At 38.7% G+C, this 22,537-nt stretch carries 26 protein-coding genes; 12 read left to right on the top strand and 14 right to left on the bottom strand.

All coding sequences use genetic code 11. The features are described 5' to 3' along the window. Positions 1–67: 67 nt before the first annotated feature. From ACY650_RS04100 to ACY650_RS04065, 8 genes are all read right to left on the bottom strand, one after another. Positions 68–355 carry a hypothetical protein gene (locus ACY650_RS04100; RefSeq protein ID WP_462252030.1) on the bottom strand — a complete coding sequence of 96 codons (288 nt, stop codon included), beginning with the start codon at positions 353–355 and terminating at the stop codon, positions 68–70. Further along, positions 352–804 carry an SRPBCC family protein gene (locus ACY650_RS04095; RefSeq protein WP_462252028.1) on the bottom strand — a complete coding sequence of 151 codons (453 nt, stop codon included), beginning with the start codon at positions 802–804 and terminating at the stop codon, positions 352–354. The genes ACY650_RS04100 and ACY650_RS04095 overlap by 4 nt, the downstream gene beginning before the upstream one ends. An 84-nt stretch (positions 805–888) precedes the next feature. Next, on the bottom strand, positions 889–1,995 hold the full coding sequence (locus tag ACY650_RS04090; protein ID WP_462252026.1) for an AraC family transcriptional regulator: 1,107 nt from the start codon (positions 1,993–1,995) through the stop codon (positions 889–891). 34 nt (positions 1,996–2,029) lie between these two features. Beyond that, a complete protein-coding gene (locus tag ACY650_RS04085) occupies positions 2,030–2,416 on the bottom strand; it encodes a VOC family protein (RefSeq protein WP_462252024.1) in 387 nt (128 codons plus the stop codon). A 6-nt stretch (positions 2,417–2,422) separates the two neighbouring features. Continuing rightward, positions 2,423–2,833: a nuclear transport factor 2 family protein gene (locus ACY650_RS04080; protein WP_462252022.1), complete on the bottom strand. Its 411-nt coding sequence runs from the start codon at positions 2,831–2,833 to the stop codon at positions 2,423–2,425. Between the two features lie 27 nt (positions 2,834–2,860). Then, positions 2,861–3,319, bottom strand: coding sequence for a hypothetical protein (locus tag ACY650_RS04075; RefSeq protein WP_462252020.1), 459 nt, complete (start codon positions 3,317–3,319; stop codon positions 2,861–2,863). 38 nt (positions 3,320–3,357) lie between these two features. Further along, positions 3,358–4,305, bottom strand: a complete 948-nt coding sequence (locus ACY650_RS04070; protein ID WP_462252018.1) for an ion channel — start codon at positions 4,303–4,305, stop codon at positions 3,358–3,360. Between the two features lie 24 nt (positions 4,306–4,329). Next, entirely contained in the window at positions 4,330–4,830 is a 501-nt protein-coding gene (locus ACY650_RS04065) for an AAA family ATPase (RefSeq protein WP_462252016.1), read from the bottom strand. Positions 4,831–4,884: 54 nt separating this feature from the next. Here ACY650_RS04065 and ACY650_RS04060 point away from each other — a divergent pair, with 54 nt between their 5' ends. The 3 genes from ACY650_RS04060 (at position 4,885) to ACY650_RS04050 (ending at position 9,536) form a co-directional block, all read left to right on the top strand. Further along, the gene (locus ACY650_RS04060; RefSeq protein WP_462252014.1) at positions 4,885–5,622 is read left to right on the top strand and encodes a hypothetical protein; all 738 of its coding nucleotides are present in this window, start codon (positions 4,885–4,887) and stop codon (positions 5,620–5,622) included. A gap of 183 nt (positions 5,623–5,805) precedes the next feature. Then, the gene (locus ACY650_RS04055) at positions 5,806–9,165 is read left to right on the top strand and encodes a methylmalonyl-CoA mutase family protein (protein WP_462252012.1); all 3,360 of its coding nucleotides are present in this window, start codon (positions 5,806–5,808) and stop codon (positions 9,163–9,165) included. Further along, the gene (locus tag ACY650_RS04050) at positions 9,165–9,536 is read left to right on the top strand and encodes a DUF1801 domain-containing protein (protein WP_462252010.1); all 372 of its coding nucleotides are present in this window, start codon (positions 9,165–9,167) and stop codon (positions 9,534–9,536) included. Before ACY650_RS04055 ends, ACY650_RS04050 begins: the two co-directional genes overlap by 1 nt. On the opposite strand, the gene ACY650_RS04045 is transcribed toward ACY650_RS04050, so the two are convergent. Further along, the gene (locus ACY650_RS04045) at positions 9,533–10,039 is read right to left on the bottom strand and encodes a cupin domain-containing protein (RefSeq protein ID WP_462252008.1); all 507 of its coding nucleotides are present in this window, start codon (positions 10,037–10,039) and stop codon (positions 9,533–9,535) included. The two genes, ACY650_RS04050 and ACY650_RS04045, sit on opposite strands and share 4 nt — an antisense overlap. Before the next feature lie 293 nt (positions 10,040–10,332). Here ACY650_RS04045 and ACY650_RS04040 point away from each other — a divergent pair, with 293 nt between their 5' ends. From ACY650_RS04040 to ACY650_RS04030, 3 genes are read left to right on the top strand one after another with little or no spacing between them, the layout of a single operon-like run. After that, positions 10,333–11,220 carry an ABC transporter ATP-binding protein gene (locus ACY650_RS04040; protein ID WP_462252006.1) on the top strand — a complete coding sequence of 296 codons (888 nt, stop codon included), beginning with the start codon at positions 10,333–10,335 and terminating at the stop codon, positions 11,218–11,220. A gap of 10 nt (positions 11,221–11,230) precedes the next feature. After that, the gene (locus tag ACY650_RS04035) at positions 11,231–14,929 is read left to right on the top strand and encodes an ABC transporter permease/M1 family aminopeptidase (RefSeq protein ID WP_462252004.1); all 3,699 of its coding nucleotides are present in this window, start codon (positions 11,231–11,233) and stop codon (positions 14,927–14,929) included. A 60-nt stretch (positions 14,930–14,989) separates the two neighbouring features. Next, positions 14,990–15,562, top strand: coding sequence for a hypothetical protein (locus tag ACY650_RS04030; protein WP_462252002.1), 573 nt, complete (start codon positions 14,990–14,992; stop codon positions 15,560–15,562). Here the strand turns inward: ACY650_RS04030 and ACY650_RS04025 are convergent, their stop codons facing one another. Continuing rightward, complete coding sequence (locus ACY650_RS04025; protein WP_462252000.1) at positions 15,563–16,330, bottom strand: class I SAM-dependent methyltransferase; 768 nt, start codon at positions 16,328–16,330, stop codon at positions 15,563–15,565. A gap of 84 nt (positions 16,331–16,414) precedes the next feature. Between ACY650_RS04025 and ACY650_RS04020 the strand changes: the two genes are divergently transcribed. Genes ACY650_RS04020 through ACY650_RS04010 form a run of 3 tightly spaced genes read left to right on the top strand, consistent with a single transcriptional unit; the run spans position 16,415 to position 18,195 of the window. Beyond that, complete coding sequence (locus ACY650_RS04020) at positions 16,415–16,825, top strand: hypothetical protein (RefSeq protein ID WP_462251998.1); 411 nt, start codon at positions 16,415–16,417, stop codon at positions 16,823–16,825. 42 nt (positions 16,826–16,867) lie between these two features. After that, complete coding sequence (locus ACY650_RS04015; protein WP_462251996.1) at positions 16,868–17,608, top strand: hypothetical protein; 741 nt, start codon at positions 16,868–16,870, stop codon at positions 17,606–17,608. Positions 17,609–17,610: 2 nt separating this feature from the next. After that, the gene (locus tag ACY650_RS04010) at positions 17,611–18,195 is read left to right on the top strand and encodes an acyl-CoA thioesterase (protein WP_462251994.1); all 585 of its coding nucleotides are present in this window, start codon (positions 17,611–17,613) and stop codon (positions 18,193–18,195) included. Here ACY650_RS04010 and ACY650_RS04005 read toward each other — a convergent pair. The 4 genes from ACY650_RS04005 to ACY650_RS03990 all read right to left on the bottom strand — a co-directional run bounded on the left by ACY650_RS04005 (position 18,170) and on the right by ACY650_RS03990 (position 20,998). Then, positions 18,170–18,577, bottom strand: coding sequence for a DUF3052 domain-containing protein (locus ACY650_RS04005; RefSeq protein ID WP_462251992.1), 408 nt, complete (start codon positions 18,575–18,577; stop codon positions 18,170–18,172). The genes ACY650_RS04010 and ACY650_RS04005 overlap by 26 nt on opposite strands. Further along, the gene (locus ACY650_RS04000) at positions 18,577–19,761 is read right to left on the bottom strand and encodes a tetratricopeptide repeat protein (protein WP_462251990.1); all 1,185 of its coding nucleotides are present in this window, start codon (positions 19,759–19,761) and stop codon (positions 18,577–18,579) included. Before ACY650_RS04000 ends, ACY650_RS04005 begins: the two co-directional genes overlap by 1 nt. 290 nt (positions 19,762–20,051) lie before the next feature. Next, positions 20,052–20,423, bottom strand: coding sequence for a fluoride efflux transporter CrcB (gene crcB / locus ACY650_RS03995; protein ID WP_462251988.1), 372 nt, complete (start codon positions 20,421–20,423; stop codon positions 20,052–20,054). Further along, positions 20,420–20,998 (bottom strand): acyl carrier protein phosphodiesterase, encoded by a 579-nt coding sequence (locus ACY650_RS03990; protein WP_462251986.1) that lies wholly within the window; start codon positions 20,996–20,998, stop codon positions 20,420–20,422. Before ACY650_RS03990 ends, crcB begins: the two co-directional genes overlap by 4 nt. 149 nt (positions 20,999–21,147) lie before the next feature. Here ACY650_RS03990 and ACY650_RS03985 point away from each other — a divergent pair, with 149 nt between their 5' ends. From ACY650_RS03985 to ACY650_RS03975, 3 genes are all read left to right on the top strand, one after another. Then, entirely contained in the window at positions 21,148–21,522 is a 375-nt protein-coding gene (locus tag ACY650_RS03985; protein WP_462251984.1) for a tellurite resistance TerB family protein, read from the top strand. Continuing rightward, on the top strand, positions 21,519–21,950 hold the full coding sequence (locus ACY650_RS03980; protein WP_462251982.1) for a YybH family protein: 432 nt from the start codon (positions 21,519–21,521) through the stop codon (positions 21,948–21,950). Before ACY650_RS03985 ends, ACY650_RS03980 begins: the two co-directional genes overlap by 4 nt. Before the next feature lie 85 nt (positions 21,951–22,035). Continuing rightward, entirely contained in the window at positions 22,036–22,485 is a 450-nt protein-coding gene (locus tag ACY650_RS03975; protein ID WP_462251980.1) for a CBS domain-containing protein, read from the top strand. The last annotated feature ends 52 nt before the right edge of the window (positions 22,486–22,537 follow it).

Below are 22,537 nucleotides of genomic sequence, written 5' to 3'. Positions count from 1 at the left end.
AATATTAAATATTGAACCGGTTAAGTCTACTTGGGTTCTAAAGTGAGAACATATTTATATGATTCATCTAAGTATTTGGTAAGCAGTCCAAGTCGTTGTAAAGGCTTTCAGGAATAAGCACATAACCTTGCATGAAGCTTCCATGCGATTTGAAGCGTGTGGTATCGTACTTCGACATAAATGCTTCCCCCTTTTCTTTTGAGAACCTGAAACCGATTTCACCGGCTTTGTTCAACAATGAAAACATATGTCCATTCGCCGAAGTGTATGGCATTGTTTTTCCTTTTCTTTCCAGCTCTGGATGGTTATCGATGATCTTATCAAAGAATGCCAGCTTTTCTTCCCAAGTTTTCATAATTCCTTTTTTTGATTTTCAACAAAGGTTTTGAAGTTGTTCATCCATCGTTGCGCAGGCTTTTTATACATGCTTGGAAAAAGAATTGCCATTAACCTTGGCATCACCCAATCTATTCGTGTGTATTCAACTTCCGTTTGATAACGTATCATGCCATTGTCCATCTCGATGAATGTACACTTCATGGTGTTATCCATGTACTTATGGTGATAAAGTGCTTCGAATGAGGAGGGTAGGTTGTTGGAAATGATGGTCTCGGTGAGCTCCATTTCATGTTTTCCATTTTTATAGTACATCTTAGAAATTGCCCCGCTTTGTCCTGCATCTCCTTTTAAGAGTTCCTTTCTATCGAAACCCTCTTGATATTCTTTTAAATACTTTGGGTCCGCAAAAAGCTCTGTTACTTTTTCAAGAGAATGATTGATGTCTATTGATCCGCTGAATTTCATGTTTTTACTTGTTTTCCCTCAAGAATAAGCCATCACGATTCTCATCAGGTTACCAAACGATTTTGTAACCTAAAAAAATGAAAATTATTTTTTCATTTGAGTGCCAGATGCATCTGCATACTCTGATGGCGACTTTCCTGTGAACCTCTTGAAAGTGCGATAGAAACTGACCTTATTATTGAATCCTGATTTCATACCGATTTGGATGAGACCATCCTGATGGTGCTCCTTGTTTTCAATAAGTCGCCGCGCTTCTTCAACACGGTAATAGTTGATTGCTTCGCGGAAAGTGTATCCTAATCTTTGATTGATAAGGTCTGAAACATATTTTTTAGAAAGATCTAGGGATTGTGCGAATGAGGTAAGAGTCAACGTGTCATCTAAATACGATTTTTCCATTTCCAATTTCTCTTTGATTCTTTTTTCATCATGCGCACGCTTTTCTAAGTCATTGAAATTACTGGTTATTGGTCCTGCGAATAAATTATTCTTTGCTATGAAATTGTATGCAATTGATTGAATAAGGAAGGTCATCACAAGCATACTTATTTGGTTGAAATACGGTATTTCTACCCAACCTGATGGTCTTAGTAAATAATAGCCAAAGCCAATGCTCAATCCGAGAAAGTACAACCTAAGAACTGAGCGATACCAGTTTACATGTTTGTTGTTTTTTATGTGCGCTTGGAAATGATCCAATTTGGAAATACTCCTCCACAAGTAAATGCCGATATATAGAAAAAAAGTAATGAAGAACCAGAAGTCGAAGCTGCTATAAGCAGGCACATAGTTGATGAAATTTGCAACGTAAGCCAGCTTTTCTTCTGCTAGCATCCCATAAAATGGAATATTCATGAGAAGCATTAAGAAGAATGGGATGGCATGTAAAGCATGTTTGGCTCGTAGCTGAAATTTAGGTTCGATTAATAGCAGCGCTAAAAAGAAGAGGATCGGGGGCTTAATAAAATTAATAGGATAGCTTATTCCCAAAAGGTGAGGGAATGACTCGATCAATTTGGTTTCGGCAAGAAGTCGTTCAATCAATGTTATGCCTTCTATCGCCAAGAATAGACCAAGGAATTTGTCAGGAAGTTTGCTGTTTTCGCGAGTAAAAAATATTACGGAAAGAAATACTGCTTGAAAAGCACCAAACGCAATGAGCGCATGCAATATGAAAGCAAGATCGATCATATAAGTTTTAAATATATGAACAATCTATGTTAGGTTAATTAGGTTGAATCAAGTCCCAAAGATTGCCATAGAGGTCAGCAAACACTAAGACTTTTCCAAAATCTTCTTCTGAGGGACCGCGAATAATTTGAACATCGTGTGCAAGCAACTGTGTGTAATATCCTTCTAAATCATCCGTATACATGAATAAGAAAACGCGACCTCCTGTCTGATTACCGATAGCTTTTTCTTGTTGAGGAGTTGCAGCCTTGCCAAAAAGCAATGATGTATTTGATCCTGGAGGCGCCACTCGAACCCATCTTTTGGTATCACTCAATCTCGTGTCTTCATGGAGGATAAAACCTAGTTTCTCAGTATAAAATTCGATGGCCTCATCATAGTCCTTTACTACCAGGGTGAGTTGGAATATTTCGTTTTTCATAAAGGTCTATTGATCAGAATTGCCTCTTATCACCGTACATCTGAATATCTTTTCTGCCCTTATCTCATAGATTACTATTAGCTCAATAGCTTCTGAATTACCCATTCTACCGGTAATGTTTTCATGATCGATCACCGTATTTCCGAGAACCATTCTGTTTTTCAAGACTGATTTTAAGTTGGGAGATTTTTCAAAAAGGTTGGTGTAGATCTCCCGTACAGCTTCTTTGCCTTCAGCCAATACTTTACCATCTGTTTGATTAACCAGCATTGCATCATTTGCAAATAGAGACATGAAGCCTTCTATATTTCTATTGTTGTAAAAATCTAGTTGCTTCTGTACGATTTCTTCCGAGGATTGTCCCATGCTTTTAATTGAAAAAATTGATAACGCTAAAATGAAAATTAGATGTCTCATTGAGGTATAAGGATTATATCAAACTTACTAAAAAGCGCAATTTGATGGAAGAGGAGCGACAGTGTCAAGTCCATCACCCAATCCTTCTGGAATCTCATCAATAGCAAAACCTTGAGCGACTGAACCTTTCATTGCTTGTCCACCATATCCAGAGTTGTTCATATGGGCTCTTACCCATACAATTTCGTTTTTAGCAATTCTTACTGGACCACCGCTCCTGCTAAAAGGTTGTTCATTGGTATGGCTGTGCAAAAGAATCCTCCTATACAACAACTCTCCAGATTCTGAAACCACTTCCCACCAATCAGCATACTGATCGCAGCCCGTGTCTGGACTTGAAATGGTGACAGAAAATGTGAAATTATTATCAGAACCAGATGCTGTTACCTTCTCTACATCTGCTTGCTTACCTTCAGCAATTGTGTCCGCGTTTGCACAACCAGTCAATAGTACAATTTGGAAAAAGAATGATTGTAATGAAATCATGGAGCAAATGAAGCAAATTGAAACGGCATTGAGCTGGATTAGGCCCGCTTGGTGTCGCTTATCTTGTCTAATTGTACTGTAGTGGACGTTTCATATCCCGCATCAAACATAGGCTCGAAATCAGCATCGAATAATACTTCATTCGCTCGGTAAGAGTTGATTTGATGAACATATTGATTAAACGTGTCATCATATCCTTTGAGCAGTACGATAAACTCGGTTTGTTCCTTTTCAAGATCTGCCTTAGACTTACCATTTAGCGGACTGTCTTTTCCCAGGGGGTGAACAATCGTCCATGGGAGGGGAAACATGTTGATGAAGTCTATTTCCAAGTCCAGCTGCTCATAGCGCCTTTTTGAAACTCCATTTTCAAATTCAAGGTGAGAGTAGATGACTCTGGCTTTTAGTTCAATCACTTGACTCTTTCTAGGGTTGGCAATTCTGAATTTCAACCCTTTGATTCCATGATAAGGGCTTATTACCATGACCTTGCTGAACAAAATTTTGGATTTAGCCTTAGAAAATCTTCCATAAAGGACACTTGTCGCTAGCGCAAAGCTCAGTAAGCCAAACATGGCCTCAAATGCTGCGAGAATACTGCTTAATCCTTTCACGGGACTAATAAATCCGTAACCGACTGTTGTTAAGGTTTGCGTAGAGAAGTAAAAACAATGCAAAAAGAAGTCAAATGAAGAGGCCTGATCTACACCACCGCTTAATTGTTCTGGGCCTGCCAGGAAATAGAAGCTTGCAAAAATTAGGTTGACAATGAAATAGCCGATTACTCCGTACAGAATAAGGCGAGTCCAATGAAGATTTAATAGCCAATAGTAAAAGCTAAAACTCTTCAGTCCTGCTCCTTTTTTAGTGACATTGAATGATCCATCTTCGAGGATCAGCCGATCAATGTCACTGAAGCTTTTGCTACCAAATCCGGTCTCTTCTAGTGCAGCCTTTAAATTTTTCTTTAAGCGATTTTCAGCCATTGGATAAAATTAGGAATTTGATAGCTATAGATTGTTAATTACATCATTCAACACTTCGTTTGTAATTTGGTTCTCTCCAGATACGATAATGTCTGTCTTCTTGTATGTCCCATATTTCAAATGTGATTCCCAAACATGCTCGATAAACCAATCGGGTTCTTCTCCCCATCGAGTTTCTCGCTTTCTTCTATCTAAGAATGTCTCCTTAGAAATTTCAATGAAAATAGTGGTATCGAATAGATCCAGGAGTGCTGTATAGGCGAAGATTAAAATCCCCTCCACAATAATGATGTCGTGGTCTTCCTGATTGGTTTTGACGGCTTGAATCAGTTTTTTGAAATCTACAGACGCAGGCAGCTCCCAATCCGTTAGGTCTTTGATTTTAGGAATCTGATCTTCAGGGAGAACAAAATCATCCATGTCAAGTATTAAGACACGTAGATCGCTAAATCGTTCCTTGATTCTTCTAGCCAGTGTTGATTTCCCTGACCTACTGCATCCGCCTATTCCGATGATTCGAGACATGATTCGAAGATATATCGTAAGAGACACTTGAGATACAATGCTTATCTTAAAAGCATGAAATCAGCAATCTCTAAATACCTCTATGAGTTTATCCTGCTGTTTGCAGCGGTTACGGCAAGCTTTTGGGTGGAAAATTATCGTGAGAATAAAAACGAGCAGGAGTCCATGAAAAAGCAGTTTGAAAAGTTGCTTAACGAATTCAAGCTAGTGAATGACTCCATGAGATCTGTTGAATATGATTCGTATTATGTTGATTTTAACAAAATCTGTTCGCTCATCAGAAATGATGATAATTATGTTCTTAATGATTCGACATTTGGATTCATTGGTGTACAACGATTTTTGTTAAAATCAGACTTTCTGGATGACTTATATAAGACATCTACCATAACAGAAAGACAAGAGTATCGCCATGTTAAAAATGACACATTGGCATCTTTTTTCTTTCGATTGAATGATTATGAATTAGAAAATAGCCGCCTGATGGATTGGTCTTTTGAGTATGAGAAAGAGATTACGCAAATACTTCAAGATTATGATCTTCATACCAAGTTTTATACACCATCAATTCCTGATTCTCTATTTCAAGTAATTGTTCCATACTTATCAGGTATTAAGTCTTCGGAGGAAGAAATGGAAAGATGGAAGGCTTTTACCCATGATTCTCGGTTTGAAGCTGTAGTAGGAAGATTGCAAGCCTTGCATTTGAATGCGTATTTTTTGCATGAGGAAACTATCAATGATTTTCAATCAAGTTTGCCGATGATTGAGGCTGAAATTGAAGAATACTAACTCAAATGGTTTAGTGTATTTGATGAGGGCTTAATTTATTCTGCATTTTATCATTCTAAGCAAAGAATTGATGATATGTCAGTAATTATCCCAAAGGGATCTTTTCCTAAATCAACGGTAATCCAAATACCTTCCAATGATCTTCATTTTCAGTAACTTTACCCTCCTTAAAATTGAAGCGACATGACCCCAGAAGTTGAGATTTATAAGCCCAAGAATCACATACGTATAGTAACAGCTGCATCCCTATTTGATGGGCATGATGCTGCAATCAACATTATGCGAAGAATCATCCAGTCAACAGGCTGTGAGGTGATTCATCTTGGCCACAACCGTTCAGTGCAGGAAATTGTGGATTGTGCAATCCAGGAAGATGCTCAAGCAATAGCCATCACATCCTATCAGGGTGGGCATGTGGAGTATTTCAAATATATGTTTGACCTACTAAAAGAACGAGGAGCAAACATCAAACTTTTCGGAGGAGGAGGAGGAACCATCTTGCCGGAAGAGATCAAAGAACTTCATGATCATGGAATCACCCGAATTTACTCTCCTGATGATGGGAGAGCTATGGGACTCCAAGGGATGATCAACGACTTGGTGAAGCAAAGTGACTTTGCTGTAGGGGAAAACCTGAATGGTCAAGTAAAGAAAATCAGCACGAAAGATCATTCGGCAATTGCTCGGGTAATCTCTGCGGTAGAAAACTACCCGGATGATAATCGCGAAGAGATGGAAGCTTTGAGAAAGCAAGCATCAGAAACTCCGGTACTCGGTATCACTGGAACCGGAGGAGCCGGAAAGTCCTCTTTGGTCGATGAGTTGGTGCGCAGATTTCTTGTAGACTTCAAAGACAAAAACATCGCAGTAATCTCTGTCGATCCTTCGAAACGTAAAACGGGAGGAGCGCTACTCGGAGATAGAATCCGCATGAATGCGATTTTCAACAATCGTGTGTACATGCGCTCGCTAGCAACTCGTCAGTCCAACCTAGCGCTTTCAAAGTATGTGCAAGATGCCATCGACATAGTGAAGGCAGCAGGATTCGATTTGATCATTCTTGAAACGTCAGGTATTGGCCAGTCGGATACCGAAATAACGGATCACTCTGATGCTTCACTGTATGTAATGACACCTGAGTACGGTGCCGCTACACAGCTGGAAAAAATCGACATGCTAGACTTTGCTGACATCATCGCACTCAACAAGTTTGATAAGCGAGGAGCACTCGATGCATTGAGAGATGTAAAGAAGCAATATCAAAGAAATCATCAATTGTGGGATGCTAAACCAGAAGATCTTCCTGTGTTTGGAACGATCGCTTCTCAATTCAATGATCCAGGTATGAATCAACTCTATCTATCGTTGATGAATTTAATTGCGGAGAAGACAGGCTCAGACCTTAAATCTTCATTTGCCAGCACAGAAGAGATGAGTGAAAAAGTATTCATCATTCCTCCAAAAAGAACGAGATACCTTTCTGAGATCACTGAAACTATCCGTGCATATAACGATAAGGCAACGGAGCAAAGAGAGATTGCACAAAAGCTTTACAGCCTGGATAAATCTGGCGACATCCTGAAAGATCAGAAAGAAGCACTTGCAGCAATTGACAAAGCCAAAGAAGACCTCAAGCTTGACCTAGATCCACATAATCTGAAAATCATTGAAGGATGGGAAGCTAAGAAAGCAAACTATGAAGGTGATGAGTATAGCTACGAGGTACGTGGCAAAGAAATTAGAGTAGAGACTACTACTGAGACACTCTCTCACACAAAAGTGCCTAAAGTCTCACTACCGAAATATGAAGGATGGGGAGATATCTTGCATTGGAGTCTTCAGGAAAATGTGCCTGGAGAATTTCCATTTACTGCGGGTGTGTTCCCATTCAAGAGAAAAGGAGAGGATCCAACCAGAATGTTTGCTGGTGAAGGAGGACCGGAGCGAACAAACAAGCGATTCCATTATGTATCACAAGGACTTCCTGCAGCAAGACTTTCTACTGCATTCGACTCTGTGACACTTTATGGAGAAGATCCGGACTATCGTCCCGACATTTATGGAAAGATAGGTAACTCAGGTGTGAGTATTTGCTGTCTCGATGATGCGAAAAAACTATACTCAGGCTTTGACCTATGTGATCCGACCACTTCGGTATCAATGACTATAAATGGACCTGCAGCTACTATTTGTGCGTTTTTCATGAATGCCGCAATCGATCAGCAATGCGAAAAATACATTACTGAGCAAGGGATCGAAAAAGAGATCGACAAGAAGATTGACAAAATATACAAGGATAGAGGCGTTGCAAGACCGGTTTATAAAGGAGATCTTCCTGAAGGTCACAATGGACTTGGGTTAATGCTTCTCGGTGTTACTGGTGACCAAGTATTGCCAGCAGATGTGTATCAGGAGATGAAAGTGAAAGCACTTTCTTCAGTTAGAGGTACTGTTCAGGCCGACATCCTGAAAGAAGACCAAGCACAGAATACCTGTATTTTCTCAACAGAGTTCTCATTGAGGCTCATGGGCGATGTGCAGAAATACTTTATTGATAACATGGTCAGAAACTTTTATTCTGTTTCTATTTCGGGTTATCACATTGCAGAGGCTGGAGCGAATCCAATCACACAGCTCGCATTTACATTGGCGAACGGATTTACATTCGTTGAATACTACCTGTCTCGTGGTATGGATATCAATGCGTTTGCGCCAAACCTATCATTCTTCTTCTCGAATGGAGTAGATGCAGAATATGCAGTTATTGGACGTGTGGCCAGACGAATCTGGTCTAAGGCAATGAAGTTGAAGTACGGAGCAAATGAAAGAGCTCAAAAACTGAAGTATCACATTCAAACTTCAGGACGTTCGCTACATGCCCAGGAAATCGATTTCAACGATATCCGAACCACGTTGCAGGCACTTTATGCAATCTATGATAACTGTAATTCTTTGCATACAAATGCATACGATGAGGCCATCACAACGCCTACAGAAGATTCTGTTCGTCGTGCCATGGCGATCCAATTGATCATCAACAAGGAATTAGGTCTTGCGAAGAATGAGAACCCAATGCAAGGATCTTTCATAACAGAAGAACTAACGGATCTAGTAGAGGAGGCGGTTATGATGGAGTTTGATCGTATTACTGAAAGAGGAGGAGTGCTCGGAGCGATGGAAAGCATGTATCAACGAGGTAAGATTCAAGAAGAATCTCTGTACTATGAGACCAAGAAGCATACTGGCGAATTGCCAATTATTGGGGTAAATACATTCCTTTCTTCTAAAGGTTCTCCAACGATCATACCAGATGAGGTAATCAGAGCAACCCAAGATGAAAAAGAACAGCAGATAACCAACTTGAATGCACTGAAGGATGGCAATAAGGGTAAATCAGATGAGATGTTGACCAAGCTGCAAGAAACTGCACTACACAACGAAAATACGTTTGCCACACTAATGGAGGCAACTAAGTACTGTTCGCTTGGACAGATCACACATGCAATGTTTGAGGTGGGCGGACAATATAGACGCAATATGTAATGCAGTACGAAGCATCAAATCCTTCCGAATACATGAGTCTTCTCGAAGATGATTGGAGAAAAGATAAACTCACGGAGTTGAGAAAAATGCTCCTTGAGTTAAGTCTCGAAGAAGGGATCAAATACAAGATGCTTAGCTATGCTGATGAAAAAGGCATCATGTTTCAGTTGAATGCCCAAAAAAACTATGTTGCTCTTTACGTGGGCAATGCCAGTAAAGTAGATCCAACCGGTGAGTTACTGGCAGGTATAGATCATGGCAAAGGATGCCTTCGATTTAAAAAGTCAACGAATATTTCAGAGACTCAAATTGATTCTTTTATCAACAAGGCGCTGGACATGTGGAGAAAAGAAGAGGACTTTGGTTGCTAGTCTTCTCTTGTAAATTCAGTGATCAAATCACTGTGCTGTGGAAACAGCTCAATGAGCTTCTTTCTTACAGCTAGAGTAAAGTCCTGAAAATCGAAACCTGGAGCTACTGTACATCCCAGAAGCGCATAGCTGTCTGGGGTAATCACTTTGGCGGCAAACCAATGATTACCGGGTACAACCAATTGCGGAGATTGTCCTTCTGATAGATCGGATCCAATCAAAAATTCTTCATGATTTCCTTCTTCGGATATGGTATGAAGTTGAATTGGTGATCCTTGATAAAAATGCCAGATTTCGTCCTGATTGATTTTATGAAATGCCGAGAACGTGTCGGAGGTCAATAGGAAATAAATACAGGTAGAATGGTTTCTGCTTCCTACATATTCTTCTGATAGTGCTTCTGCGCTAATGTATTCCTCACTTCGGTAGGTCTCTTTGAAATAACCTCCTTCAGGGTGTGGTTCAAGATCAAGTTTTGCGATGAGATCTGCTACATTATCCATAAGCTTGCTGTTTCTAGCAAATATAGATTTGCAGATGTAGCAATGAATCAGTTTGCTTAAAAAGTTGTATGCAATTTCCATTGGGATCTCTGAAGACAATATATCCTTCAGGATAATGAGTGTTTAATCTTCGATTTTTTGCTTTTCTATTTTTAGGAATCCAATTCTTCAGATTTCCATTCAACAGAGTTCTCGACCATTTGATTGCTATGAAGACTTTCTAGCATTCAACTGTAAGTTTTTAAGTTTACGAGATACTAATCTTGCAAATTCGAAAAACATAATCGATACTCATGAAACTAACTATTTCTAACCTTTCAAAAACATATAAGAATGGCGTGAAAGCCATTGACGATGTTTCACTCGAGATTACTTCAGGAATGTTTGGGCTGTTAGGTCCAAATGGAGCTGGGAAATCTTCGCTAATGCGTACCATAGCAACCCTGCAATCTCCTGATGCAGGTGAGATTCATATGGATGATATGAACATCCATGAGAACCAAATGGAATTTAGAAAGAGACTTGGCTATCTACCTCAGGAATTCGGAGTATATGGGAAGATGTCCGCGGAGGCATTACTTCAATATTTTGCCACTTTAAAAGGAGTTGCTTCCAAGGAAGAGCGAGATGCAATTGTGAAAAGTGCACTCGAGGTTACCAACCTGTATGAAGTAAGAAAAAAGGACGTAGCTAAGTATTCTGGCGGTATGAAGCAAAGATTCGGTATTGCTCAATTGCTACTAAACGATCCTAAACTAATCATCGTGGATGAGCCTACAGCAGGTCTCGATCCGACTGAAAGACAACGATTTTTAAATGTTTTAAGAGAAATAGGTACAAACAACATTGTGATTTTCTCAACTCACATTGTCGATGATGTAAAGGAATTATGTACCGATATGGCAATCTTGAATGGTGGGAGAATCCTGTCTCATCAGACGCCAAAAGAAGCTGTAAAATCGCTGGAAGGAAAAATCTGGAAAAAGGTCATCGAGCGAGATGAGTTGGAAGCTGAAGAAGCTAAATACAATGTGATTTCTTCAAACTTCAATGATGATAATACAGTAAATATCAGAGTAATGGGTGATTCCAATCCAGGAGACGGATTTAATTCAGTGGAGGCCAATCTCGAAGATGTTTACTTCACTACGCTTGGTCAAGAAAAATCTGTAGAAGCTTAACCCATCCAAGATGTTTTTTAAAATATTTTCTTTCGAAATAAAATATTGGGTTAAGAATCCACTGTTTTATATCTATTTAGGATCATTGTTTGCCATTTCTACATTAGCGATGGCCTCCAATGCAGGAATCTTTGATTCCATTACTGTAACGAGGAGTTCCATTGCCTATATCAACTCAGCTTTTGCACTGAATAATTTTATTAATGGATTTTCCATTATTGCTTTTTTTCTAATCCCTTCAATTGTAGGCGGAACCATCAATAAGGATTATAGCAGCAATACAAGCAATGTGCTTTATTCTTATCCATTTACGAAGACTGATTACTTGGTTGCCAAATTTTTAAGTGGATTGGTAATAACGATTCTGGTTTTATTATCCATTGCACTAGGGGCTATTGTTGGGGGCTATTTGCCAGGAACAAACCCAGAATTGCTTGGTGACTTTAGTTTACTCAACTACCTGCAGCCCTATCTCATATATGTAATACCAAATCTTATATTTTTTAGCGCAATCATATTTGGTGTTGTGACTTTCTCTAGGAATATTTCTGCTGGTTTTGTGGCAGTAATTGCATTATTTCTATTGCAAGGAGTTGCCGAAACTGTCATTGGAAACTTAGATAATAAGGAACTTGGTGCATTGTTGGATCCTTTTGGGGCTGGAGCAAGTACTTACTATACTGAATATTGGACCGTTGCCGAGCAAAACGAAAATCTGTTGCCATTCGAAGGTTATGTTATCTACAACAGGTTAATATGGGGTGGACTAGGATTGTTGATTTACATGGGAGTTTTCTGGATTTTCAAATTCTCTCACAATCCACTTTCATTCAGCTTTAAAAAGAAAAAAGGAGAACGCTTAACCAAAAATAACTTTGGTAGCATGGTTCGAATAGACATACCAAAAATATCATTTGATTATAGTTTTATTCGCAGGATCAAGTCAGCATGGACACTTTCTAATAACGATTTTCTTTTTGTTGTAAAAAGTTGGCCCTTCATCATTATTTCGCTGATTGGATTATTGATTCTAACTACCACTTTGGCTGTAGGACAGCAAATTTACGGGACAACTACTTACCCTGTAACATGGCAAATGTTGGATATTGCAGGTGCAGTATTTACTAGGATTGCAATTCTTCCGATTACTTACCTATATGCTGGTATGTTGATTCACAGACATCGAATTTCCAAGATTAATCAACTAGTAGATGTGGCTCCAATTCCTAATTGGACAATGCTTTTATCGAAGTTCATAGCACTTGTTAAGATTCAACTCGTTTTACTAATTCTTATAATGATTAGTGGAATTCTGATTCAATCATACGCTGGATTTTATGAGTACGATATCGGACTGTATTTGAAAGATCTGTACTTCTTAAGAATCTGGAATATTCTTGTTTGGAGTCTGTTGGCAATTTTTATTCACACACTTATTCCAAATTATCTGGTAGGGTTTTTTGTGACACTCGGTGTGGGTATTGGAATTAACTTCCTTGATTCTGTTGGAGTTGAGCAGTCGATTTTCAAATACAATGAGGGACCAGGTACAACTTATTCACCAATGAATGGTTATGGAATCACTATTGCCAGATACTTTACCTATAAAGTATATTGGTTGTTGTTAGGTGGAGCTATGTATGTATTTGCAATAGCATTCTGGAGAAGAGGAATGCCGACTTCTTTTAAGAATAAGTTTAAGGACGGTATTCAAGCATTTACAACACCACTTAAGATTGCATTTACATTCTTTTTACTGGCATTCTTAAGCATGGGAAGTTACATCTGGTATGTAAATAATATAGAGAATGAATATGTGTCTTCGAAACAGCGCGAGGAACAAAGAGTCGAACAGGAAAAACTATATAGCAAGTTCGGAGATATGGCACAGCCTAGAATCACTGATGTTAAAGTTGATGTGGATATTTTCCCCGAATCGAGAGATATAATGGTTAATGGGAAATTTGTGATTGTAAATAAGACGAATGAAAACATAGATTCATTGATCTTGGATCATAATAGTTATCCTAGCGAATTTAAATTCTCAGTACAAAATGAGTTGGTTTTGGAGGATACAATTTACAATTATGACTTTTATCAACTAGCGGAATCTATGAAGCCAGGAGATTCCATCACCTTCGAATTTAAGATGTGGAATAAGTCTAACACCTTGCTGAGAAGCAATTCTCCAATTCGGTACAATGGTACGTTCATCAATAGTGGATTATTCCCTTCATTCGGTTATTCCGATGGCGGTGAACTTCGAGATAATAAAGTCAGGGAGAAATATGGATTGCCGCACAAGGAGCGTATGATGTCTCCTTATGATACGACTGCTCTCGGTGATACATACATTTCTTCGACTGCTGATTGGATAGATTTTGAAACCACCGTAAGTACTTCAGAAGATCAAATTGCTATAGCACCTGGCTATTTACAAAAAGAATGGGTGGAAGATGGCAGGAGATATTTCCATTATAAAATGGACAGCAAAATGCTCAACTTTTATGCCTTCCAATCTGCAAGATACGAGGTGGTACGAGATAGCTGGAATGATATTAAAATTGAAATTTATTATCATAAAGGACACGAATATAACCTTGATAGAATGGTTAAGGGTATCAAAAAATCCCTTGATTATTATACGGAAAACTTTAGTCCATACCAGCACAAGCAAGTACGAATTATTGAATTTCCTAGGACTGGTGGGACATTTGCACAATCTTTTGCAAATACTATTCCTTTCTCTGAAGCAATAGGATTTATAGCTGAGGTGGATGATGATGACCCAGATGGAATAGATTATCCATTTAGCGTCACCTCTCATGAAGTGGCGCATCAATGGTGGGCGCACCAAGTAATTGGTGCGAATGTTCAAGGAGCAACTGTAATGTCTGAGAGTTTGGCAGAGTATAGCTGCCTAAGAGTTTTAGAAAAAGAATACGGATCCGAAAAGATGCGAGTTTTCCTGAAAGATGCATTAGACAAGTATTTGCAAGGAAGAACCTTTGAGAGATTGAAAGAGAAGCCTCTTATTTTCAATGAAAATCAACAGTATATACACTATAACAAAGGCTCACTTGTTCTATATGCTCTGAGCGATTATTTGGGTGAGGAAGTATTTAACGCAGCAATGAGTAGATACATCGATAGTGTGGCATTTCAAGAACCACCTTACACTACTTCATTGGAGTATTTAGAGGTAATAAAATCTATTACGCCAGATTCTCTGAATTATTTAGTTTACGATATGTTAGAGACCATTACACTTTATAATAACAAGGTGACTGAGGCGACTTACAAAGAACTAGACAATGGCAAATTTGAAGTGAGTTTAGAAGCTTTGGTTTCCAAGTATCGTGCAGATGAAAAAGGGGAACGTATTTTTACTGATGTCAATGGAGATAGCTTAAGCTACAAAGTAGAAGGAAGACGTAAGCCGCTTATTTCTTTGCCATTGAATGATTGGGTTGAAGTGGGAGTATTTGTAGAGAAGGAAGTTAATGGAGAGACGAAAGAAGTGCCGCTCTATCTTGAAAAGCAAAAGTTTAATCAAATCAATAATGAGATTAAGATAATTGTAGATGAGAAGCCTACTTCTGTAGGGATAGATCCCTATTACAAACTAATAGATGTTGTTTCTAACGATAATAGGTCCGAACCTTCAGAGGCAAAGGCTGATGAAGAGGTTGAGACATCTGAAGAATAACAAATAAAGGGCTCCTCTTGGAGCCCTTTTTCATTTAGTCTATTTGATTGATATTTACCTATGAAGCTAAAGAAAGTACTCGCGGACATTGTTCCGGTTTTAGTAGGTATACTCCTGGCACTATTTATTAATCAATATCAACAGTCAAGATCTGAGGAAGAATACATAAGGAATTCTGTAAGGTCTATTATTCTTGAAAACGAAGAGAATATAAAAGAGCTCGAGTACGCGCTGAGCAGACAGGCTACATTCATTGATACACTTGATAACTACTTGGAGGATGATCTATTTACGTTGGCAGATGTATTGAAAAAGGCGAGAGGTGTTTACTCTCCAGACTTGAAATCCACTACCTGGAAGTTTTTGGTTCAGGACTCCAAGCATACCTTAGTGTCTTATGAGTTTATCAATCGTTTGGCTGAAATTGAAAAGTACGAGGTACTTGTCAATCGTTACAATGTCAAAATTGGAGATATCATCTTTCAACCGGCATTCTTTGATGATCCGCGGCTAAAAAATGTATTCTTTATCCTTTTTAGTGATTTTGGGTCGATTGAGCGGGCGATGATAAAAGAACTCCGAGACTTTAATGATTTTGCTCGTGAAACCTATTCAATTACAGACGAAGAGTGATTACTTCATCACCTTATAAATTATTTCATTGTCAGGGAGAGCGTATCGAGAGATTTCTTGATCACTTAGCTCTTCAATCAAACGCTCTTCAACAACGTTAAACCCTGTGCCTCGGAGCCGCTCGGCATAGTCCTCACCATACATTCGCACATGGTCATCTTGGCCAAAGGCTTTTTCTCTTTCCTTCGGGTCAGTAATGCTTTTATCCTCGTAGGTAGTTTCTGGAAGGGGATGAAAGAATGGTACTTGTAGAATAGCCCAGCCACCTGGTTTCAATACCCGTTTCATTTCGCTTAGTGCCTGAATATCATCATAAACATGTTCTAACACGTGGTTGCAGAAAATAATATCAATTGAATTGTCTTCAAAGGGAATTTCATGGATGTCCATTTTCACTTTAGCCAAAGGAGATTCAATATCTGCGGTGATATATTCAAGGTTGTCTAGTGCTTCAAACCGATCCATAAAACAGAGTTCGGGTGCAATATGTAGCATTTTGGCCTCCTTAGTAAAGAAGTCAGTTTTCCTTTTCAGGTAAAGCCAGATTAAACGATGGCGTTCGAGTGCTAGACAATTGGGACAAAGAGCATTGCTTCGAGAAGAGATACGCCCATAAGGTAAAAACTTTCGAAAGTGAGATTCGCATACTGGACATTCAACCGTATCCCCTCGGTAAAATACGGCCATAATTCGCATAGCAATATGACTGAACAGTTGCAAGTACTTCCGAGGTACATGTCTTAAGAAGAAGGAAATTATAAACTTCACTTAGCGCCTATTTTGCGGCGCAAGTTATTTATTCAGCAATCGACGCACAATCATTGACCAAAATTTCTCTATTTTGGTTTTAGAATGAAACGAGTACTTTTTACATCAATTCTAATATTAGCATCTATTTGGTGCTTAGCTCAAAAGGAAAAACCGGTGCAGGATGAGCTACCTACAGAAAATTTGGCCTTCAATAAGGACTCAAATAAGAAGGCCAATAAGCCTAAAAGAAAAACTTATGATGTGATTTATGTGCCAAACGCCAATAGGATCCTGTATGGCAACAAGTGTGCGACGGAAGAAACCAGAAAAATGGGGTTTGAATACTTAGTAGAACCTCCGAATATTTCTGGAAGCAAAACTGGGAAAGGTAAATTCATCAATAATCTTTGGGTGAAAACTAAATTGGTTTTTACCAGAACTCCTTTTTGGAAAATGATTCTTAACAAAAAGATTAAGAAATGTAGAACCATGAGTGGGGATCTCGTTGGATAAAGCATTAACTTCTAGTCATATTTCGAACCTAATCTCACAATTATGAAAGCTTTGCGCCTTGTATTCTTATTGCTTTTAATATCCTGTACCAGCATTACTGAAGAAATATATTTGAATAGTGATGGTAGTGGAGAATATATGGTCTATTCGGATGTGGTAAGTAGCTCGAGAGATATGATGCTTGGAATGATGAGTAGTATCTATCCCGATGCATCTGAAGATAGCTTGAGGCAAGTAGTAGAAGCTCAGATATGGGCAGACTTTCCAGCAGAGGTTGATTCGATCATTGATTTCACCTCGCGAGTTCCGGATAGTGTGAAAAATGACCCTGAGAGTCAAAAATATCTTGATAAAATGGAGATGTTCATGAGAGGAAGTAAAGAAAAAGGTTACTTGAATTCTGGGATGAGCTACAAGTTTGACGCCGTTAAAGACCTAGAGGATTTTTTGATGTTTTTAAATCAAAATCAAGCAGTTGGATCGGGAGGAACAGTCGGTACTGATGTGCCAAATTTGAATGTAAAGTATTCGTTTGATGGAAGTTCCTTTTCAAGAACAACTCAAATGGAGGACTTTCTTGATATGAGTGATTCGACCGCAATGATGCTTAATGTGATGCTTCAAGGAGCTAAATCAAGGTTCATTGTTCATTTGCCAAGGAAGGCGAAAAATGCAAGTTCTAATCAGTTGGTGGAACAAAAGGGGAAAGATGTAATCTACGAATTTGAGTTGCTCAAAGTGATCAATGGAGAGCAATCGTCTGATGTCAAAATAGATTTTTAGTTATGGAACCTCGTACTGTACAGTTTTCGCGAACCAAACTTACCGAATTGATGATTCCTTCTTTTGCCAATTTTGGAGGTAAGGTGCATGGAGGCCTCATCTTATCACTTATGGATAAAGTAGCGTATGCTGCGGCAAGCAAGCATGCGGGCACATATTGTGTAACAGTAACAGTCGATGGCGTGGAATTCCTTCAGCCAGTAGAGGTTGGTGAGTTACTAACACTTGATGCTGCGGTTCACTACGTTGGAAATAGTTCATTAGTAGTTGGAATCAAGGTTACTTCTGAAAATGTAAAAACTAACATGGTGAAGCATACAAACAATAGTTACTTCACGATGGTGGCAAAAGGTGATGATGGCAAGCCAGCTCAAGTTCCTGAACTGGTATTGGAAGATATCAATGAAATGCGCAGGTTCGCTGATGCTATTAAACGCATGGAAGTCAAAAAAGAGGCAAATGCTAAGATCCAGAAGGAGCAGGGAGAGTTTATTCCTGTGGACGACATGGAATTGTTAAGCAATCATCGATGCAAAATAGAATTTAAACTCGATGATGACTTTAACGATCTTTTTTCCGATACATAAATTTTAAACCAGACCAATCTTCATCAACGGCACATACTTTAACATCCACAAGGCCTCCTTGTAATCCGAATTCTCGAACAATGTTACCGTTTAGGTCTGTCTCCATTTTTGAGGTCCCTTTTGGCCAGGATACCCACAGGGTTCCATCTTTTTTTAGAGCTTCTTTCCAATTATTCCATTCAGATTTTAAAGTCTTTAGTTGGGTGGTGAATACATGCTGGAAGTCATAGGGTCCTGATTCCAGTTCATCATCCCACTGAGTATCATTTGGTGTTTCCTCAAGAAGATCAAAATAGTTTTCTGGGGAATTGTACAAAAAGCAATTGTAGCCTTCTTTAATTCCCAACTTTTTCCACAATGGATTTTTAGAGTACCCAGCCATTAATTACAGTAATTTGGTGTTTGACCAAACCAATTTCGGTCTTTTGCACCACGAAATTCGAGACAAGCTTTTTGCTGCTCATCAAGCGCAATATATGCTTTTGCAGTGGTAACATATGAGGCTGCACTGTCTGGCCAAACATACTTATTCCAATCTGAGGCCTTAATTGCCATTTCAGGATCATCTAATTCTAAATATAGATCTGCAAGACTGGTGTACAAGTAATAGTGCGATTTAGGTACATACTCTTCGTTAATAACCAATGCATACCCTTCTCCAAAGAACTTCTTATAACGCTTAATAGCTAACCTATGAGCAATTTGCAAATGATCTAAAGCCTCTTCTGGGTCGTCAAGTTCATCTCTATGAATTTCTGCAATTTTTACTAGTGATGATATGATTTCATATTCTCCTACAAGAAAGTCATTAAGGATTTCAATCGCCTTCTTCGGTTGATTTGTTTTTTTGTATGCATCTGCCAATTTCTGCCTTACTTCATAGAAGGGAAGATTTGGAGCAAATTCTTGAACAAGTTCATAAAGCGCTATTGCTCCCTCATAGTTATTCTTATCAAATTGAAGGTCTCCATTTTCTATGATTTTGTCCAGCATGGAACTCTTGAATTGCCTCATGTCTTTCTCTTCAGATCTGAAAAATTTTAATGAAGTCATTAATTCAAAAGCAGTTTTGTAATCGCCTTCTTCGAATAGTTGTTTGGCCTCGGTATAGGTCATTCTCCTTTCTTCGAGGAGCTCAGCAAGTTTATGATCTTCGTAGCTCTGTTTGATCCATACTCCTGTCATTACCACTAACGCAATAAGAAACGTAATACCAAAAGCATAGGCAGTAGCAATGGCATTTTGTTTATAGTCAACTTTGCCTGGTGCATACCTGGTTCTATTTCTATTTTTCCATGCATTGGTATTAGGAGCTTGATAGGTATAAGGCCGTGCTTCAGACTCAGAAAACTGTCGGTACTTTAGTTTTAAATCAAACCTGGCCTTTTCATATTCATCAGATAAGACTTGATGGGCCCTATTTATCTCCTTAAACTTTTCTTCCATCTCGGGTCTACCGGGATGTTTGTCTGGGTGATACTTAACTGCAAGACGTTTGAATGCGGCTTTTATTTCTGCTGGTGAGGCATCTTCGTTAAGCCCTAATACATGATAGTAGTTCGTCATTAGATTAACTGTGGTGCTCTTTTAACGTCAGAATTCATCAAAAAGATATAAAAAAACATCCGTCCATGGAACGGATGCTTTAACTAGTTGTTAAGAGGAATTATTGTTTAATCTCCTTAGCATTGTCGCTTGACAGCTGTGGATTAATGTCTTAAAATCTGGTGGTATGAATAGAAGATAGGCCTTTGCAGCAGGTGATTACAATGTTAGAATAGGAAATTCATCGACCATAAAATGGAGCGTATACAAGGGGTATACTAAAGAAGAAATTGGAGGTCTGAATCGATTGCTTAAGGATGCAATCGATTGGTGATATAAAAGCCGATTGAACACAATGCCAGCCCACCAATTAAACTAATTGTTGAGTAAGCAAGAAATTGAGCAAATAGCCCTTCCTTGATCAGTTTCAACCCATCCAGTGCAAAAGTTGAAAAGGTGGTGAATCCGCCACAAAGCCCTGCTATGAGGAAGAGGGAAGTTTGGTTATTGAGTTTAATAAGACCGCCTGTTAGCAATCCAATTAGCAAACATCCGATCAGGTTAACTGCTAGCGTAGCATTATACGGCTTATCTGCAAAGCTTTTTAGCGTGATGAGGTAAACACCATACCTGGCTGTGCTGCCAATAAATCCGCCTAGTCCTACGATTAACAGGTCTTTCATCTCTCAAAGTTGCTAACATGAGATTCCAATTCAGGAAAAAATTGATTGAATTCTTTTTCAAAATCTTCATAGTACTCTCTTAGAGATAGCGAAGCCTCGTCCATTTTATTTTCAAATTTGGTACGCCTACTCATACCTGTCAGCGCACGATCTATTCCTTCAATAAATTGATACTGATACAGCCAGTTATCTCTAGACATGAATCCGAGTATATGGATAACTCCCTGTGGGATAATATTGAAATAGCCTTTCATGAGGTTGTAAAAATTTTCAGTGTAATCCTTCAATGGAGTTTCCGAAAATTTTGACCAGTCTTTGGCTAAAAAATGATCATAGAATACATCCACAATTACGGGAGCATAGTGTCTGAACTTTTCTCGCAGTCTTATTTTACTTTCTAAAACGATTGAATGATTATCAGTAAAATGATCAATACTTCGATGTAGACGTATCCCTTTTTGAATCCTTTCAGAGTATTGATCCATCTGAGAACCCTTAACAAAATCTCCGATAAAATTGCCCACGAGAACCATTTCGTCTTCTCCACTTAAGTACAGATGTGCTAAAAAGTTCATTTATGTCCTAACCGCTAGTGTGACAAATAGTTTGAGATTAACAAACGTGGGTTTACTTTTGTGAAGCTCATAGTATAAATCTATAGCAAACTTTATTTAAAACGGTCATCGAGAATAATTTTCCAAATATCGTCCGATCTCATTTGAACATGCTTGTGCAGCTTGCACGTGTAGATGGTGTGGTTGTTCAAGAAGAAATTGATTTAATTAAGCAAATTGGTAAAGCCAATGGGATGTCAGCCGAGGAGATCAGCGAATGCTTCGAGGATCCATCTGTGATAGAAGGATTGGAAATGCTGTCTGATGACCAGCGATATGACTACCTCTACAATGTCGTTCAATTGATGAAGATCGACGGCAGGATTTACAAAGAAGAGATTAAATTCTGTGCGAAGATCGCTAGCAAGCTAGGATATGACGAGAATGTGTTGAGAGAAATGATGTTGAAGATTTACAGCGATCCTCATATTACCACAGATAAAGAAACGTTGAAAGCTAAAATTCAAACGTATCTAAGAAGATGAAGTCGCTTTTCATTTTCGTTACCTCAATAATTCTGTCATATCAGTCATTCTCCCAAATCAACCCTGATGATGAACGCGCAATCAGAAATGTATTATCTCAACAAGAAGAGTGTTGGAATAATGGAGATCTAGAGTGCTTCATGGAGGGCTATTGGAAATCTGATCAGCTCGTTTTTATAGGAAAATCTGGAGTTACTTATGGCTGGCAAAAAACGCTTGATAACTATAAGAAGAGTTACCCTGATAAAGATGCTATGGGAAAGTTGTCCTTTAAACTCCTAATTGTTGAACCTCTAAGTAATGATTTCTGGACCGTAATTGGGCAGTGGAGTCTTCAAAGAAAATCTGATAATCCTCAAGGGCATTTTTCGCTTATTTTCAGAAGATTGGGAGATGAATGGGTTATTGTTTCTGATCATTCAAGCTGATTTTCGGTAGTAGTTAATTTGGGGTTTCGTCCAATTTTAAGTATATTCTAAGCTATAGGATAACTTAAGTCAGCATAATATGGTAATGAGCTACAGAGGGGCAGAGGCTCCTAAACCCCAAGAAACTCAAGCGCTTAAAGTCGAAGATTACATGGCGAGAAAGCTGATCACTTTCAAACCTGATCAACCTATGCATGAAGTGGTTGATGCTCTGATGAAGAATAAAATTTCTGGTGGTCCTGTAGTCAACGATCAAGGCGAATTGGTGGGTGTAATATCGGAAGGAGATTGCCTAAAAGAAGTTGTGAAAGGTAAATATGATAATATGCCGATTTTCACTGGATTGGTAGAAGAACACATGGCAAAAAACGTGATTACAGTCTCGCCTGACCTCAATATTTTCGCTGCGGCCAAAATGTTTCTAGAAAAAAGACTAAGAAGATTTCCTGTTATTCACGATGGAAAACTTATTGGGCAAATCAGTCAGAAAGATATAATGAAAGCGGTTCTTAATACTAAGAGTGCGACCTGGTAGACAAAATTGTACTACCCATCAAATAATTTCAAATTAACTCATCTCTATCTGG

The organism is Ekhidna sp. (assembly GCF_963691765.1).
Taxonomy (GTDB): Bacteria; Bacteroidota; Bacteroidia; order Cytophagales; family Cyclobacteriaceae; genus Ekhidna.
This window is presented reverse-complemented; position numbering and strand designations above follow the sequence as displayed.